The sequence below is a fragment of the Mesorhizobium sp. B2-1-8 genome, from assembly GCF_006442545.2.
In the GTDB taxonomy this organism is placed as follows: domain Bacteria; phylum Pseudomonadota; class Alphaproteobacteria; order Rhizobiales; family Rhizobiaceae; genus Mesorhizobium.
Genome location: NZ_CP083952.1, coordinates 5488728 through 5503823, shown reverse-complemented (window position 1 = coordinate 5503823; position 15096 = coordinate 5488728). Strand labels below are relative to the sequence as shown.

The 15096-nt window shown below is 64.1% G+C and carries 13 protein-coding genes; all 13 read right to left on the bottom strand.

Going from position 1 to position 15096, the window contains the following annotated elements; genetic code table 11:
- Positions 1-171: 171 nt before the first annotated feature.
- The gene (locus tag FJ970_RS27150) at positions 172-2541 is read right to left on the bottom strand and encodes a DUF1989 domain-containing protein (RefSeq protein WP_140757646.1); all 2370 of its coding nucleotides are present in this window, start codon (positions 2539-2541) and stop codon (positions 172-174) included.
- Positions 2542-2647: 106 nt separating this feature from the next.
- Positions 2648-3274 (bottom strand): sarcosine oxidase subunit gamma, encoded by a 627-nt coding sequence (locus FJ970_RS27145; protein ID WP_140757645.1) that lies wholly within the window; start codon positions 3272-3274, stop codon positions 2648-2650.
- Entirely contained in the window at positions 3267-6248 is a 2982-nt protein-coding gene (locus FJ970_RS27140) for a sarcosine oxidase subunit alpha (protein WP_140757644.1), read from the bottom strand. The genes FJ970_RS27145 and FJ970_RS27140 overlap by 8 nt, the downstream gene beginning before the upstream one ends.
- A 226-nt stretch (positions 6249-6474) precedes the next feature.
- A complete protein-coding gene (locus FJ970_RS27135; RefSeq protein ID WP_140757643.1) occupies positions 6475-6750 on the bottom strand; it encodes a sarcosine oxidase subunit delta in 276 nt (91 codons plus the stop codon).
- 14 nt (positions 6751-6764) lie between these two features.
- Positions 6765-8018: a sarcosine oxidase subunit beta family protein gene (locus FJ970_RS27130; protein WP_140757642.1), complete on the bottom strand. Its 1254-nt coding sequence runs from the start codon at positions 8016-8018 to the stop codon at positions 6765-6767.
- A 38-nt stretch (positions 8019-8056) separates the two neighbouring features.
- Positions 8057-9364, bottom strand: a complete 1308-nt coding sequence (glnT, locus tag FJ970_RS27125; protein ID WP_140757641.1) for a type III glutamate--ammonia ligase — start codon at positions 9362-9364, stop codon at positions 8057-8059.
- Positions 9365-9395: 31 nt separating this feature from the next.
- Positions 9396-10724, bottom strand: coding sequence for an FMN-binding glutamate synthase family protein (locus FJ970_RS27120; protein WP_140757640.1), 1329 nt, complete (start codon positions 10722-10724; stop codon positions 9396-9398).
- A gap of 6 nt (positions 10725-10730) precedes the next feature.
- Complete coding sequence (locus FJ970_RS27115; RefSeq protein ID WP_140757639.1) at positions 10731-11453, bottom strand: GXGXG domain-containing protein; 723 nt, start codon at positions 11451-11453, stop codon at positions 10731-10733.
- Positions 11454-11457: 4 nt separating this feature from the next.
- Positions 11458-12354 (bottom strand): class II glutamine amidotransferase, encoded by an 897-nt coding sequence (locus FJ970_RS27110; protein ID WP_140757638.1) that lies wholly within the window; start codon positions 12352-12354, stop codon positions 11458-11460.
- Between the two features lie 84 nt (positions 12355-12438).
- Positions 12439-12768, bottom strand: a complete 330-nt coding sequence (locus FJ970_RS27105; RefSeq protein ID WP_140757637.1) for a hypothetical protein — start codon at positions 12766-12768, stop codon at positions 12439-12441.
- On the bottom strand, positions 12765-13454 hold the full coding sequence (locus FJ970_RS27100; protein ID WP_181178418.1) for a hypothetical protein: 690 nt from the start codon (positions 13452-13454) through the stop codon (positions 12765-12767). The genes FJ970_RS27105 and FJ970_RS27100 overlap by 4 nt, the downstream gene beginning before the upstream one ends.
- A 45-nt stretch (positions 13455-13499) precedes the next feature.
- Positions 13500-14906 carry an APC family permease gene (locus tag FJ970_RS27095; protein ID WP_140507951.1) on the bottom strand — a complete coding sequence of 469 codons (1407 nt, stop codon included), beginning with the start codon at positions 14904-14906 and terminating at the stop codon, positions 13500-13502.
- Positions 14907-14920: 14 nt separating this feature from the next.
- The gene (locus FJ970_RS27090) at positions 14921-15082 is read right to left on the bottom strand and encodes a hypothetical protein (RefSeq protein ID WP_027142261.1); all 162 of its coding nucleotides are present in this window, start codon (positions 15080-15082) and stop codon (positions 14921-14923) included.
- Between the last annotated feature and the right edge of the window lie 14 nt (positions 15083-15096).

The following is a 15096-nucleotide window of genomic DNA, read 5'->3' as shown; positions in this document are numbered from 1 at the left end:
CGGCCGCAGTGTTTCCACTCAGTCGTATTTTTTTCTTAGGAGTGAAGATCGATCCGGCGCGCTTTCACGTCAAGCGATTTGTGAAGCCGTGCACATCACGCTTGCGCGCGTGGATGAAAAAGTGTCCGGCGGCGTGGCCGGCGGGCGTTTTGCGAACCCAAAAAGGGCAGGTCAGGAGCGCGGCTTGGTCTTCTGCGGATCGTAGTGGGCAAAGGCCACGACCCGCGCCGGCAGCCGCTTGGCATGGCCGTCGAGCTTGCCGATCTCGACCTCCGTGCCGACTGCCGCATGGGTGACGTCGAGCCGCGCCAGCGCGATGGTCTTGCCGAGCACCGGCGAGCGCATGCCCGACGTGACCACGCCGATCTGGGCGCGGCCGATATGGACGCAATCGCCATGGCCGACGGCGACATTGCTGTCTATGTCGAGGCCGACCAGTTTCGTCTGCGGGTGGTCCTTGCGCCGGATCAGCGCCTCGCGGCCGATGAAATCGTCGGTCTTGGTCTTCAGCGGCACGGTGAAGCCGATGCCGGCCTCGAACGGGTCGGTCTGGTCGGAAAATTCGTAACCGGCGAAGATCAGCCCGGCCTCGATGCGCACCATGTCGAGCGCCTGCAGGCCCATCGGCTTCAGCCCGTGCGGCTGGCCGGCTTCCCAGATGGCGTCGAACACCTTTTCGGCGTCGCGCGGATGGCACCAGATCTCGTAGCCGAGTTCGCCGGTATAGCCGGTGCGTGAAACCACGATGGGAATGCCGTTGCCACCGCCGATGCGCGCCACGGCGAAGCGGAACCATTCGAGTTCCTCGATCGATGGCTGCAGCGGCGAGGTCCAGATCACCTGTTTGAGGATGTCGCGGCTCTTTGGCCCTTGCACGGCGATGTTGTGCATCTGGTCGGTGGACGAGCGCACCAACACGTTGAGGCCGAGCTTCGTCGCCGTCTCGCGCAGCCATTCGCCGGATAGATCGTCGCCGCCGACCCAGCGGAAATTGTCCTTGCCGAGCCGCAGCAGCGTGCCGTCGTCGATCATGCCTCCATGCTCGTAGCACATGGCGGAGTAGACGACCTGGCCGACGCCGAGCTTCTTGACGTCACGCGTCAGCGTGTATTGCAGTAGCGCTTCGCCATCCGGACCGGTGACCTCGAATTTGCGCAGCGGCGACAGGTCCATGATCACCGCGTCCTGCCGGCAGGCCCAGTATTCGGCGATAGCCCCTTCTTTGGCGAACGAGTTGGCTAGCCAATAGCCCCTGTACTCGACGAAGTCGCGCGTGTGTTTGGCAAAGCTCGAATGAAAAGCTGTCTCGCGGGTCATTTTCGGTTCCGAATCGGGCGTCATGCGTCTGGCGATCGCTCGCGAGAATTCGTGCTGGCCGGAATAGGTCCGCACATGGATGTCGGTCAGGTCCCAGCCATTGGCCGGCGTCGTGTCGTCAGGACAGGCGGAGGAGACGCAGACGATGTCGGTCAGGGCCCTGAGCAGAACATAGTCGCCGGCCCGGGACCATGGCTCGTCCGACACCATCACGCCATGCGCGTCGATCGCCGTGTTGAAGAAGAAGTTGATCGCCATCCAGCCGGCGCGGGGATTGACGCCCTTGCCGGTAAGCGCGCGGTTGAAATTCTCCGAGCAGTTGGTGTGGCCGGGATAGCCGATGTCGTCGTAATATTTCGCCGCACAGGCGAGCGCGAAGGCGTCGTGCCGGCCGCACGTGTCCTGCACCACTTCGACCAGCGGCTCCATGTCCTGGTCGTAGTATCTGGAATGCAGGCCGGGCATCGGATAGCTCGCGCCCATCAGCGTGCGCGTCGTCGTGACGTCGAGCGGATGGTCGAGCCCCTTGTCCAGTTTGCGTGCCGAGAAACACTGGAAGTCGGTGCACTGGCGCCCGTCGACATCGATGATCTGCAGATAGTCGCCCGCCTTGACGAAATAGGATTCGGCCGTCGCCGAATGGACGCGCAGATCGAGCACCGGATCGACCAGTGGATCGGCAAGCCGGGATTTTGTTTTCGGGCGGATCGTGTTGCGCCGCACGATGGCGCTGAGCGGCGTCGCCGTGTCGTGGCCGTCGACCAGCATAGGCCCGCCGGGCGCGGCAATCAGCATCGCACCATCGCGCGCTATCGCGAATGCCTGCTCGGCACCGGCCGGAGTGGTGCCGCCAAACACGCGCACAGCCTTGGCCTGGTCGAGCTGAACCTGGCGACGCTCGAGGCCACGGCGCAGTGTGCCGAGACTGTCGTCGCCGTCGGCGAGCAGCGCCTTGATGCCGGCGGCATTGCTGTTTGATTTTTCGCCGAGAATGCCGGGATCGGTGACGCCCGACTCGTCCCAGGCCAGCAACTCGCAAGCCTGGCCGCCCTCGACATTGCGAACCGTGATCGTATCGCCGGCCTCGACCTCGATCAGCACCGCGCCGTTGCCCGGTACGGTATAGCGCTCCATGCCGGCCGGCAGTGCGATCTGGCCGGGCCGCAGGATCAGGCTTGGCCGGGGCGGTCCGGCTGTCACGGCGGGGTAGGGCGACTGGCTCATCTCAGCCTTGCGGTTCGAGAAACAAGTTTGCCTGTGCGTGAAATTATTTTAGCACCAAGAATAGCAGCGGAGCGGAGTTTGGCAAGGCGGCGGTAGAAGCGCGGTGCTACGCCAAGTCCTCCGAATGCCCGATCTCGATTCCATACTCGACAGCCGAGTCCAGCATCGTGTGCCACAGGCTTTCGGCGAAGGTCGCGAACACCAGGACGTTGAACACGGCCTGGCCGTCCGGCGCATCGTTGCCGCGCCACAGCGTGACGCTGGTGTGGTCCATCGAGGTGGCTGCCGCGGCTCCGACCGGGAACGTCGCCGGATACAGATCTATCGACGACAGCTTGGCGAGCAGGGCGCGCGCCTTGGCGCCGGAAATTCTGATCAACACCCGCGCATGTGACTGGTCCGACAGCGAAGCCGAGGCCGCGAAAACCGGGGACAGCGACGCCGCCTGATGTCTGCCGCCTTTCGACAGCACGAAGAACTGATCCGGTCCCGACCAGATGAGCGTGGCTTCGGCTGCTCCAGCCGTCTTCGGTGTTTCCGGCGCAGCAAGCCCAAAGCGCGCCTTGGCGGCCTTGGCCATCTCGGCCGCCTTGCCGCGTCGCGCCATCACCTGGACGAGATCGAAATTGCGGATTTCGGTCAGGGTGACGCCGGCCTCGCCTTGCGCGCCATACGGTCCCGAAACCAGCGCGCGGTCAAGCGGACTGCGGGTTTCCCAGAAAAACTCAGCCACGCTGGCGCCCTCCATCTGGATCGTAGAAGACGGGGTTGCAAATCTCGACGTCATAGTCTTCGCCGCGCAGCGGATCGTGCGCATGCACGATCTCGCCGATACGCTCGCGGCCGCGCTCGACGAGGGCAAGCCCGATCCATTGGTCTGATGTCGGCGAGAAGCAGACCGAGGTGACGTAGCCCTGGTCATTGCCGGGCCCGGGTGTCTGCCCCTTCGGAATGATGTGCGCGCCCGAACGCAGGCGCCGCGCCTTGTCGGTCGGCTTGATGCCGACGACGACCTGCCGATCCGGTGCGACCAGCGCCTCGCGGCCGGCCATGACGCGACCGATGAAATCCTTCTTGGTCGACATCATCTTGCCAAGGCCAAGGTCGGTGGCGGTTGTCGTGCCGCTGAGTTCCGGTCCGGCGACATGGCCTTTTTCGATGCGCATGACGCCGAGCGCTTCGGTGCCGTAAGGCGTCACGCCGAACGGCTGGCCCGCAATCATCAGATTGCGCGCGATCGCCTCGCCATAGCGCGCCGGCACCGAAATCTCGAACGCCATTTCGCCGGAGAAGGAGATGCGGAACAGCCGCGCCCTGACGCCGCCGCGCAACGCAACTTCGCGTGCGCCCATGAACGGAAAAGCCTCGTTGGAAAGATCTTCCGAAGGATCGACGATCTCTTTCAACAGGTCACGCGTTTTGGGTCCGGCGATCGAGAATTGGGCCCATTGGTCGGAAACCGAGGTCAGCTGCACATCGAGTTCGGGGAACAGCACTTGCCGGCAGAATTCGAGGTGCTGCATCACCAGCCCGGCCTTGGCCGTGGTGGTGGTCAGGAAATAGTGGTCCTCGGCCAGCCGCGACGTGGTGCCGTCATCGTAGACGATGCCGTCCTCGCGCAGCATCAGCCCGTAGCGCGCTTTTCCCACCGCAAGGTTGGAGAAAGTGTTGATGTAGACGCGGTCGAGGAAGGCGCCGGCGTCCGCGCCGTGCACGTCGATCTTGCCCAGCGTCGAGACATCGCAGAAGCCGACGCCGCTGCGCACTGCCTTGACCTCGCGGGTCACGGATTCCAGCCAGTCCTTCTCGCCAGCGCGCGGATACCATTGCGCGCGCTTCCACAGCCCGGTGTCGACGAAGATCGCACCCTGCTCGGCCGCCCAATGATGCGACGGCGTCAGCCGCGTCGCGTGAAAAGTCTCGTCGCGATGATGGCCGGCGAAGGCGCCGATGGCTACCGGCACATAGGGCGGCCGGTAGATTGTCGTACCAGTCTCTGGAATGGATTTGCCGGTGACCGCCGCCATGATCGCGAGGCCAGCGACGTTCGAGGTCTTGCCCTGGTCGGTCGCCATGCCGAGCGTGGTGTAGCGCTTCAGGTGCTCGACCGATTCAAAACCTTCGCGCTGCGCCAGCTCGATATCCGATGCGGTGACGTCGTGCTGCTGGTCGACGAAAGCTTTGCCCTTGCCGGCGACATGCCACAGCGGTGTGAGCGAAAAGGCCTCGTCATCGGCGACCGGCGTGGAACCTGAACCATTGCCGTGTCCGGCATCGCGTGCCGCCGCCGCGCCCGCCGCAAATCCTTCGCGCAGGCAGGCGCCAAGTCCGAAGGCACCGTTGGCGGCACCAGCCGCGACCATTCCCGGAGGCGCGCCGTCGGGCACGAAGGCGGCGATGTCATCGCGCCATTTCGGCCGGCCGCGATGATAGGAGGTGAGCCCGACAGCCGGGTTCCAGCCGCCGGAAACGGCAAGCCCGTCGGCTTCCACTTCGGCGCGCGCGCCGCCGGTGAGCGAGACGGAAATCTTGCGCACGCCATTCTTGCCGCCATCGATGCCGCTGACGGAGCCATGCAGGATGGGAAAGCCGCCCTTGGTGGCAAGCGAGCGGTGCTCGGGCGAGATTTCCGCGCGCGCATCGATCACGGCGGCGACCTGCAGCCCGGCGCCGAGTGCCGCCTCGACCGTGCGCCAGCCATCCTCGTTGTTGGTGAACAGCGCGATGCGCTTGGCCGGTGCCGCGGCGTAACGGGTGATATAGCTGCGCATGGCGGACGCCATCATCACGCCTGGCGTGTCGTTGCCGGCAAAGACGATTGGCCGTTCGAGCGCGCCTGCCGCGACGACGCAGCGCTTGGCCACGATCCGCCACAGTCGTTGGCGCACCTGGTGCTCCGGCGGCGAGGGCAGGTGGTCGTTGACACGCTCGATCGCGCCATAGGTGCCGCCGTCATAGACGCCGAACAGCGTCGTGCGGGTCATGATGCGCACGTCGGGCAGGGAGCCGAGTTCAGCCAGCGTCCGTGAAAGCCATTCGGCCGCCGGCATGCCGTCGATCGTGCCGCCATCGGCGAGCAGGCGGCCGCCGAGGACAAAATCCTCTTCGCACAGGATGACGCGGGCGCCGCTGCGGCCTGCTGCGAGGGCGGCCGCGAGGCCGGTCGGGCCTGAGCCGGCGATCAGCACGTCGCAATGCGCCCACGCCTTGTCGTAATGGTCGGGATCCGCGATGCCCGCGGCGCGGCCGAGGCCAGCGGCGCGGCGGATTGCCGGCTCATAGATCGCTTCCCAGAACTTCGCCGGCCACATGAAGGTCTTGTAGTAGAAGCCGGCGACGAAGATCGGCGCGAATAGTTGGTTGACCGACATCACGTCGAAGCCGAGCGACGGCCAGCGGTTCTGGCTGGCGGCGTCGAGCCCTTCATAGAGCTCCGCCGTCGTCGCCTTGGTGTTCGGCTCGCGCCGTGCACCGCTGCGCAGTTCGACCAGTGCGTTGGGCTCTTCGGACCCCGCGGTCAGGATGCCGCGCGGGCGATGATATTTGAACGAGCGGCCAACCAGCTTGACGCCGTTGGCAACCAGTGCCGAGGCAAGCGTGTCGCCCTTGAAACCGGAGAAGCTCTTGCCGTCGAAACTGAAATTCAGCGGCGCCGAACGGTCGACGAGACCGCCGGACGTGAGGCGATTGGGTTGAAAGGAAGTCACGATGCACGCCTCACAATCGGAAGGTCGGCGCTGCCCCTCATCGCCCTGCCGGGCACTTCTCCCCGTATAGTGACGGGGAGAAGGACGTCTTCGTCGGTGGTTTCGCCGATCATCGACGCTGCAGAATGGGCGCCGAAGTAGCAGCCAGCTCCCTTCTCCCCGTCACTATACGGGGAGAAGGTGCCGGCAGGCGGATGAGGGGCAGCGCCAACCTGACAGAAGATATTCATTTCGCAACCTGCCTCGCCCCAGCACCAGCGGCCGGTTCGACCGCCGAAATCTCGTGTTTCAGCGTGTTGCGAGTGACCTTCAGCCAGGCTCGGCAGCCGCCGCCGTGATACCAGTTCTCGTCCATCACGCCGGCGATATTGTCGCGCAGATAGACGTAATCGTAGACCTCGTCTTCCGATGCTCCAGGTGCCGGCCGCACCGGCTTGGCGTCGCCGAGGTAGGTGAATTCGCCGAGTTCGCGTTCGCCGCAGAAGGGACAGGTGATGCGCATGGTTCCAGCCGCCTTCAGTGCAGGTTCGGTTGGGCGCCCTGGCCCTTTTCGTCGATGACAGCGCCAGACCGGAACCGGTCGAGTCGGAAGCGGGCGGCCTCCTCATGCGATTCATCGCGGGCGAGCAGATGGGCGAAGACAAAGCCTGAGCCGGGTGTCGCCTTGAAGCCGCCATAGCACCAGCCGGCGTTGAGGTAGAGCCCGTCGACCGGGGTCTTGTCGATGATCGGCGAGCCGTCCATCGACATGTCCATGATGCCGCCCCACTGGCGCAGCAGGCGCACGCGGCCGATCATCGGCATCAGCGCCATGCCGCCCTCGCAGACATCTTCCATGACAGGCATGTTGCCGCGCTGGGCATAGGAATTGTAGCCGTCGATGTCCCCGCCGAAGACAAGCCCACCCTTGTCAGACTGGCTGACATAGAAATGGCCGGCGCCGAACGTCATGACGCCGGGAATGAGCGGCTTGATCGCCTCCGAGACGAAGGCCTGCAGCACATGGCTTTCGATCGGCAGCCGCAGGCCGGCCATCGCCGCGACGCGCGACGAAGAGCCGGCCACCGCCAGGCCAACCTTGCCGGCGCCGATCCTGCCGCGCGAGGTCTCGACACCGGTCACCTTGCCGTTGGCGTCCCTGACAAAGCCGGTGACTTCGCAATTCTGGATGATGTCGACGCCGAGTTCGCTGGCAGCGTGGGCGTAGCCCCAGGCCACCGCGTCGTGCCGCGCCGTGCCGCCGCGGCGTTGCAGCAGCCCGCCCTGCACGGGAAAGCGCGCATTGTCGAAATTCAGGAACGGGATCATCTTCTTGACCGCCGCCAGGTCGAGCAGTTCGGCGTCGATGCCGTTGATGCGCATGGTGTTGCCGCGCCGCGCATAGGCGTCGCGCTGCGCGTCGGAGTGGTAGAGGTTGATGACGCCGCGCTGGCTGACCATCGCGTTGTAGTTGAGGTCCTGCTCCATCCGCTCCCACAGCTTCATCGACAATTCGTAGAAGCCGGTGTTGCCGGGCAGGCCGTAATTGGAGCGGATGATGGTGGTGTTGCGGCCGGCATTGCCTGAGCCGATCCAGCCCTTTTCCAGCACCGCGACATTTTTGATGCCGAACTCGCTGGCCAGGAACCAGGCGGTGGCGAGCCCATGGCCGCCGCCGCCGATGACCACCACGTCGTAGCGATCCTTCGGGGCGGCGTCGCGCCAGGTGCGTTGCCAGTTCTTGTGGCCGGAAAGAGCGGCGCGGGCGAGCGAGAAAATCGAATATTTCATAAGATCATTCCAAGGCCACTCGCCCTACGCGTTGGAGGTCAGATGTCCAGCGTGTGGTCGCGCTCCCATTGCGTGAAGTGCGAAGCATAGGAATTCCATTCCTGTTGCTTCAGCTTTAGGTATGCCGACGAAAATTCCTCACCCAGCGCCGCCTTGAGCGATTTGTCGTGGTCGAACTCGCGCAGCGCGTCGAGCAGGTTGAGCGGCAGTTTCGGCGCATCCGTGACGGTATGGCCGAGCTGGTACATGTCGATGTCGTAGCGCTTGCCGGGATCGGCCTTGGAGCGGATGCCGTCGAGGCCGGCGGCGATGATGACGGCCTGCAGCAAATACGGGTTGGCCGCGCCGTCGGGCAGGCGCAGCTCGAAGCGGCCCGGCCCCGGCACGCGCACCATGTGGGTGCGGTTGTTGCCGGTCCAGGTCACCGTGTTCGGCGCCCAGGTCGCGCCCGAAATGGTGCGCGGCGCGTTGATGCGCTTGTAGGAATTCACCGTCGGATTGGTGATCGCGGCGAGCGCCGAAGCGTGCTTCATGATGCCGCCGAGGAAGTTCTTGCCCTTGGCCGAGAGGCCGAGTTCCATCGAGTTGTCGGCAAACACATTGGTCTTGCCCGTCTCGTCCCACACCGAGATATGGGCGTGGCAGCCATTGCCGGTCAGGCCCTGGAAGGGTTTGGGCATGAAAGTCGCGCGCAGCCCATGCTTTTCCGCGATCGACTTGACCATGAACTTGAAGAAGGAGTGCTTGTCGGCGGTCGGCAGCGCGTGGTCGAAGGCCCAGTTCATCTCGAACTGGCCGTTGGCGTCCTCATGGTCGTTCTGGTAGGCGCCCCAGCCGAGCGCCAGCATGTGGTCGCAGATCTCGGCGATGACATCGTAACGGCGCATCACCGCCTGCTGGTCATAGCAAGGCTTCGATGCCGTGTCGTATTCATCGGAGATCGCCTTGCCGTCCGGCGAGATCAGGAAGAACTCGGCCTCGACGCCGGTCTTGACATGCATGCCGTCGGCGGCTGCCTCGGCGATCAGCCGCTTCAGCGTGTTGCGCGGCGCCTGGCCGACCTCCTTGTCGTCCATGATGCAGTTGGCGGCGACCCAGGCGACTTCCGGTTTCCACGGCAGTTGGATGACCGAGGTCGGATCCGGCACCGCCAGCATGTCGGGATGCGCCGGCGTCAGATCGAGCCAGGTGGCAAAGCCGGCGAAGCCGGCACCATCCTTCTGCATGTCTGATATCGCCTGCGCCGGCACCAGCTTGGCACGCTGGCCACTGAACAGGTCCGTATAGGAAATCATGAAATATTTGACGCCGTTCTCTTTGGCGAATGCGGCGAGATCGTTCCCCATTATAGTTCCTCGCTATGTCTTTGGGTGTGTTCTAGAAGCCGTTCTTCCCCGGTATCCAGTTGGTGCCGGCCAGCGGTACGCCGGCCATGGCGGCTGCCTCGATCGTCAATGCGACGAGGTCCTCGGGTTCGAGATTGTGCAGGCTGTTCTTGCCGCAAGCGCGGGCGATGGTCTGCGCCTCCAGCGTCATCACCTTCAAATAGTTCGCCAGCCGGCGTCCGGCGGCCACGGGGTCGACCCGCTTCATCAGTTCCGGATCCTGCGTGGTGATGCCGGCAGGGTCTTTGCCCTCATGCCAGTCGTCATAGGCGCCTGACGTGGTGCCGAGTTCGTTGTACTCCGCCTCCCAGCGGGGATCATTGTCGCCGAGCGCCACGAGTGCCGCCGTGCCGATCGACACCGCGTCGACGCCGAGCGCCAGCGCCTTGGCGACATCGGCGCCGTTGCGGATGCCGCCGGAGACGATGAGCTGAACCTTGCGATGCATGCCAAGATCCTGCAGCGCCTGCACGGCTGGCCTGATACAGGCGAGCGTCGGCTGGCCGACATTTTCGATGAACACTTCCTGCGTCGCCGCCGTGCCGCCCTGCATGCCGTCGACGACGACGACGTCGGCGCCGGCTTTCACCGCAAGCGCCGTGTCGTAATAGGGGCGGGCGCCGCCGACCTTGACGTAGATCGGCTTTTCCCAGTCGGTGATCTCGCGCAGTTCGAGGATCTTGATCTCGAGATCGTCCGGGCCGGTCCAGTCGGGATGGCGCGAGGCCGAGCGCTGGTCGATGCCCTTCGGCAGCGTCCGCATCTCGGCGACGCGGTCGGAAATCTTCTGGCCGAGCAGCATGCCGCCACCGCCGGGCTTGGCGCCCTGGCCGACGACCACTTCGATCGCATCGGCACGGCGCAGGTCTCGCAGGTTCATGCCGTAGCGCGACGGCAGGTATTGATAGACCAGTTGCTTGGAATGGCCGCGTTCTTCCTCGGTCATGCCGCCATCGCCGGTCGTGGTCGAGGTGCCCGCCAGCGTCGCGCCGCGCCCGAGCGCTTCTTTCGCCGGGCCGGACAGCGAGCCGAAGCTCATGCCGGCGATAGTGATCGGAATTTTCAGCTCGATCGGCTTCTTGGCATGGCGCGACCCCAGCACGACTGACGTGTCGCAGCGCTCACGGTAGCCTTCCAGCGGATAGCGCGAGATCGAGGCGCCGAGGAACAGAAGATCATCGAAATGCGGCAGCTTGCGCTTGGCGCCGGCACCTCTGATATCGTAGATGCCGGTCGCAGCGGCACGGCGGATTTCGGAAAGCGTGTAGTCGTCGAAAGTCGCGGATTTGCGCGGCGTCGTCGGCGGGTTGCGATAGGTCATGCTGCCTCAATACGCGTCGGCGTTGTCGATATTGAAATTGTAGAGCGTGCGCGCCGAGCCGTAGCGCTTGAACTCCGACGGCTTGACGCCGGTCACGCCGGCGCGATCGAGCAGGCCCTGCAGCAACTCCAGATGCTCGGGCCGCATCTCCTTGGCAATGCAGTCGGCGCCCAGGCTGTCGACCTTGCCGCGTACGAAGAGCCGCGCCTCGTAGATGGAATCGCCCAGCGCGTCGCCGGCATCGCCCAGCACCACGAGGTTGCCGGACTGCGCCATGAAGGCCGACATATGGCCGATATTGCCGTGCACGACGATGTCGATGCCCTTCATCGAGATGCCGCAGCGCGAGGAGGCATTGCCCTCGATGACCAGCAGCCCGCCCTTGCCGGTGGCGCCGGCATATTGGCTGGCGTCGCCCTTGATGACGATCGAACCCGCCATCATGTTCTCGCCGACGCCCGGGCCGGCCGAGCCGTGCACGGTGATCGTGCTGCCCGAATTCATGCCGCCGCAGTAATAGCCGACGCTGCCGCGCACATCGATGCTGACGGGCTGGTCGACGCCGACGGCGACCGAATGGTTGCCTTTCGGGTTGAGAACTTCCCACGCCGTCTCGTTCGAACCGGGAGCCAGATTGTGCAGCGCCTGGTTGAGTTCGCGCAGCGACAGGATGTCGAGGTCGAAGACGCGCGCATGGCTGTCGCGCATTGCCTTGGAGGTTGCCGGCATGAACTCAATGCTCCCAGAAATAGACGGTTGCGGGCTCCGGTTCCCAGACCCTCGCATTGTCTATGCCGGGCAGTTTGGTCAGCGCGCGATATTCCGAGCCGAAGGCGACATACTGGTCGGTCTCGGCCATCACGGCGGGCTTGCAGGCGATCGGATCGCGCACCACGCCAAAACCATTCTTGGTACCGACGACGAAGGTGAAGAAACCGTCCAGGTCGGAGAGCGTGCCTTTCAGCGCCTCGCCGAGGTTCTTGCCATGCGCCATTTGCGAGGAAAGGTAGGCGGCCGCCACTTCGGTATCGTTCTCGGTTTCGAATTTCATGCCCTCGCGCACCAGTTCGCGGCGGACATTGTTGTGATTGGACAACGAACCATTGTGCACCAGGCACTGGTCGGCGCCGGTCGAGAAGGGATGTGCGCCCATCGTCGTCACCGCCGATTCCGTCGCCATGCGAGTGTGGCCGATGCCATGCGTACCGGTCATCTTGCGCACGTCGAAGCGATCGACGACGGCTTCGGGCAGGCCGACCTCCTTGTAGATCTCCACCGCTTCGCCGGCGCCCATGATGCGGATGTCGGGTCTCAGCGACTGGAGGGCTTCACGCGCCGCGTCGACCTTGTCGGGCGCGGTCCTGACCACCGCGTGGGTCGATTTCACCGCAATGCTGACTGGCGCTCCGAGAGCCCTGGCGAGTTCGGCGTCCAGGCCGCGGAAATCGCGTTCCGGCTTCGGCGACTGGATGGTGATCTTGGCCTCGTTGCCTGACGTCGCGCCATAGATGGCGATGCCGGCGCTGTCAGGGCCGCGGTCGCTGAGCGATACCAGCATCTCCGACAGCATCGCGCCGAGCTTCGGCTCCAACGCCTTGTCCTTCAGGAAAAGTCCAACGATTCCGCACATGTCAGCCTCCCGACGTTTGTGACTAGAGATGATGTACCGAATGAAATCCTTGAATTCAATGGGATGAAAAAAATTTTCCTCTGGTTACGCGTGCGGCTCGATGTCGCTCGGCACATCATCGCCCTCCGGTCGGGCATTGTGAGCCCATTTGGCGGTACGAATACGAGCGATCTTGTAGGCGTCGAGGATCGACAGCGCATAGATCAGGAAGCCGCCGGCGTGACGGCCGACGAAGCTGGCATCCGGCGGCGAAATCTTGGCGGTCACCCACGCGAGGATCACCATGAAGAAAAGGAACTGCAATCCGCGCACCGGCACGCCAAGAATGACATGACCGCTTGCCGGCAGCACGATTGCGGCGCCCAGGACGAGATAAGGGCTCACTGGTGCCGGCGAAGTGTTTGAAGTGCTCATGCGGCCTGCCGTTCGCTTCGGTTGATGGCGTCGCGCAGCTTCGAGAGAGAGACGAGCAGCCGCTCGATCAGCGTCGCATCGATCCGCGTGTCACCGAACGCGGCTTGCCGGAAGACACCGTAGCGTGCCCGCTCGGCCTCGGCTAGCAGCCACACGATGCGCACTCCGTTTGGCGTGATCAGCAGTTCCTTGGCGCGGCCATCCCCAAAGGCTTCGAGATGACCGGCGATGATGCCTTGGGGGAAGCGCGTGCCTCGGCGGTCCGTCCGCAGCACCGCCTCGGCTGGAAATCCCGGAGCTTTCGGCAGCGTATGGTCCAGATGATCGAAATTCGAGAACGTCGTCGGCGAGCCCGGCCGCATCATCATGTCGAAAATGGCTGACACCGCGACCTTCTCGGTGATCGAAACACTAAGCCAGCGCGCCGGCAGTTTCCGCGTCGCCAGCGTGTCGACGATGGTGCGCACCTGCACGCGTTGGCTGTTCCACGATCCTTCCCAGGTGATGACGCCGGCGGTGCCGTCAGAGACATTGGCCGCGTCCGCGACGACAGTGCGAATGCTGGCCTCGTCGGCGGCGAGCGCTGCCGAGGCCCTGTCGCGGCTGCGGCGTGCCAGCCACACAAAATGAAGGGCGAGAGCCAGGACGATTGCCCCGGCAAGCAGTGCTGATGTCACCTCGGACATTTTATTGTTCAAGGCCCGTCCAGATCCTGGGCGGGCCTACTCCCATCAATAGCCCTGCGGTTTCGGCCACGGCATGGTGAACTGGTCGCCGCGCCGCACGAATTTGTAGCGGTAGAAATGGAACCACAGCGAGATCAGGAAATAGAAGGCGACCATGGCGATCAACTGCGAGCCGAAGCCGAGGAAGATGGCGAAGAAGGTCACCACGCACAGGCAGAACAGGACGATTGCCGGCAGCGGATGGAAGGGGTGCGTGTAGCCGCGGCGGATCGAGCCCAGCGGCCACTTCTTCCTGAACATCATGATGTTGATGCTCATGAAAGTGTATTGCAGCACGCCCGACAGGATCGAGAAGGTGATCGCCTGGTTGAGATCGGCGATGAAGGCGAAAGCCAGCGCGATCGGCAGCAGGAACAGGATCGAGCGGTAGGGCGTGCGATATTTCGGATGCACCGCCGAAAACCAGCTCGGCAGATAGCGGTCGCGGCCGAGCGAGAACCAGGCGCGCGCCGCGTCGTTGATGCAGCCATTGGCGGAGGCAAGCGCGGCGAGCAGTGTCGCTATGAACAGAAGGTTCTCGAGCAGCGGGCTTCCGGTCAGCTTGCCGGCATCCCACAGCGGATAATAGGTGATGCCGAGATATTCCCAGGGCATCAGCGAGGCGCAGACATACCAGGTCATGGCGGCGGCGATCAGAAGCGTGATCATGCCGGCCATGGTGCCGTAGGGCAGCGAGCGTGCCGGCGAGCGCACTTCCTCGGCCGCCTGCGTGGTGCCTTCGATGCCGAGATAATACCAGATGCCGAACTGGAAGGCGGCGATGACACCGATCCAGCCATAGGGCAGCGCATTGCCTGGAGTGACCAGTTCGTTGAGCTTCAGCACCGCGCCTTGCGTCCACGGGCTGACCGAGAAGAACAGGACGACGATCGAGACATAGGCGATGGCCGTGATGACGAAGTTGACGTTGAGCGTCATCAGCACGCCGCGATAGTTGAGCCAGGCCAGGACCACTATGGTGGCGGCGATGAAGGAATTGTGGGTCAGCCCTTCGACTCCCGCCTTGGCGACGATGGTGTCGCCGAGCAGGATGGCGTCGGATACTTCCAGCATCGTATAGGCAAAGACCAGGAACAGCGCGACGTTGAAGGCCATCAGCGGGCCGACGATGTGCTTGGCCTGCGCATACTGGCCGCCGGCGGCGGCCACCGTCGACGTCACCTCGGAATCGATCATGGCCACGGAGGTGTAGAGCAGCCCGACGACCCAGCACACGATCAGGGCCGCCAGCGCGCCGCCCTTGTCGGCCGAGAAATTCCAGCCGGTGAACTCGCCGACCAGAACGATGCCGACACCGAGCGCCCAGACATGGGCCGGGCCAAGCACCCGAAGCAGCGATACACGGTCGCCGTGAATTGTGGTGGTGGTGGTGTTTTCAAGCGCGACCGTCATCGATCAATCCCCACTCAGATCCGGTGTTTTTCGGAAACAGCTTCGAGCTCGCCTTCACGCGACGAGGTCAGAACGTCCTCGGAGTAGTTCGTATCGACCTTGAACCAGTCGTAGAGCATCCACAGCGCGAGCACGATCGAGATGCCCCAGCATGCGTAAGAGAGTGCCACCCACATGATCGTGTCCCCAA

Bases quoted from the DNA above. Each gene is read 5' to 3' on its own strand.
- FJ970_RS27150 (WP_140757646.1), bottom strand. From the start codon at position 2,541: ATGAGCCAGTCGCCCTACCCCGCCGTGACAGCCGGACCGCCCCGGCCA.
- FJ970_RS27135 (WP_140757643.1), bottom strand. From the start codon at position 6,750: ATGCGCATCACCTGTCCCTTCTGCGGCGAACGCGAACTCGGCGAATTC.
- FJ970_RS27130 (WP_140757642.1), bottom strand. From the start codon at position 8,018: ATGAAATATTCGATTTTCTCGCTCGCCCGCGCCGCTCTTTCCGGCCAC.
- glnT (WP_140757641.1), bottom strand. From the start codon at position 9,364: ATGGGGAACGATCTCGCCGCATTCGCCAAAGAGAACGGCGTCAAATAT.
- FJ970_RS27120 (WP_140757640.1), bottom strand. From the start codon at position 10,724: ATGACCTATCGCAACCCGCCGACGACGCCGCGCAAATCCGCGACTTTC.
- FJ970_RS27115 (WP_140757639.1), bottom strand. From the start codon at position 11,453: ATGCCGGCAACCTCCAAGGCAATGCGCGACAGCCATGCGCGCGTCTTC.
- FJ970_RS27110 (WP_140757638.1), bottom strand. From the start codon at position 12,354: ATGTGCGGAATCGTTGGACTTTTCCTGAAGGACAAGGCGTTGGAGCCG.
- FJ970_RS27105 (WP_140757637.1), bottom strand. From the start codon at position 12,768: ATGAGCACTTCAAACACTTCGCCGGCACCAGTGAGCCCTTATCTCGTC.
- FJ970_RS27100 (WP_181178418.1), bottom strand. From the start codon at position 13,454: ATGTCCGAGGTGACATCAGCACTGCTTGCCGGGGCAATCGTCCTGGCT.
- FJ970_RS27095 (WP_140507951.1), bottom strand. From the start codon at position 14,906: ATGACGGTCGCGCTTGAAAACACCACCACCACCACAATTCACGGCGAC.
- FJ970_RS27090 (WP_027142261.1), bottom strand. From the start codon at position 15,082: ATGTGGGTGGCACTCTCTTACGCATGCTGGGGCATCTCGATCGTGCTC.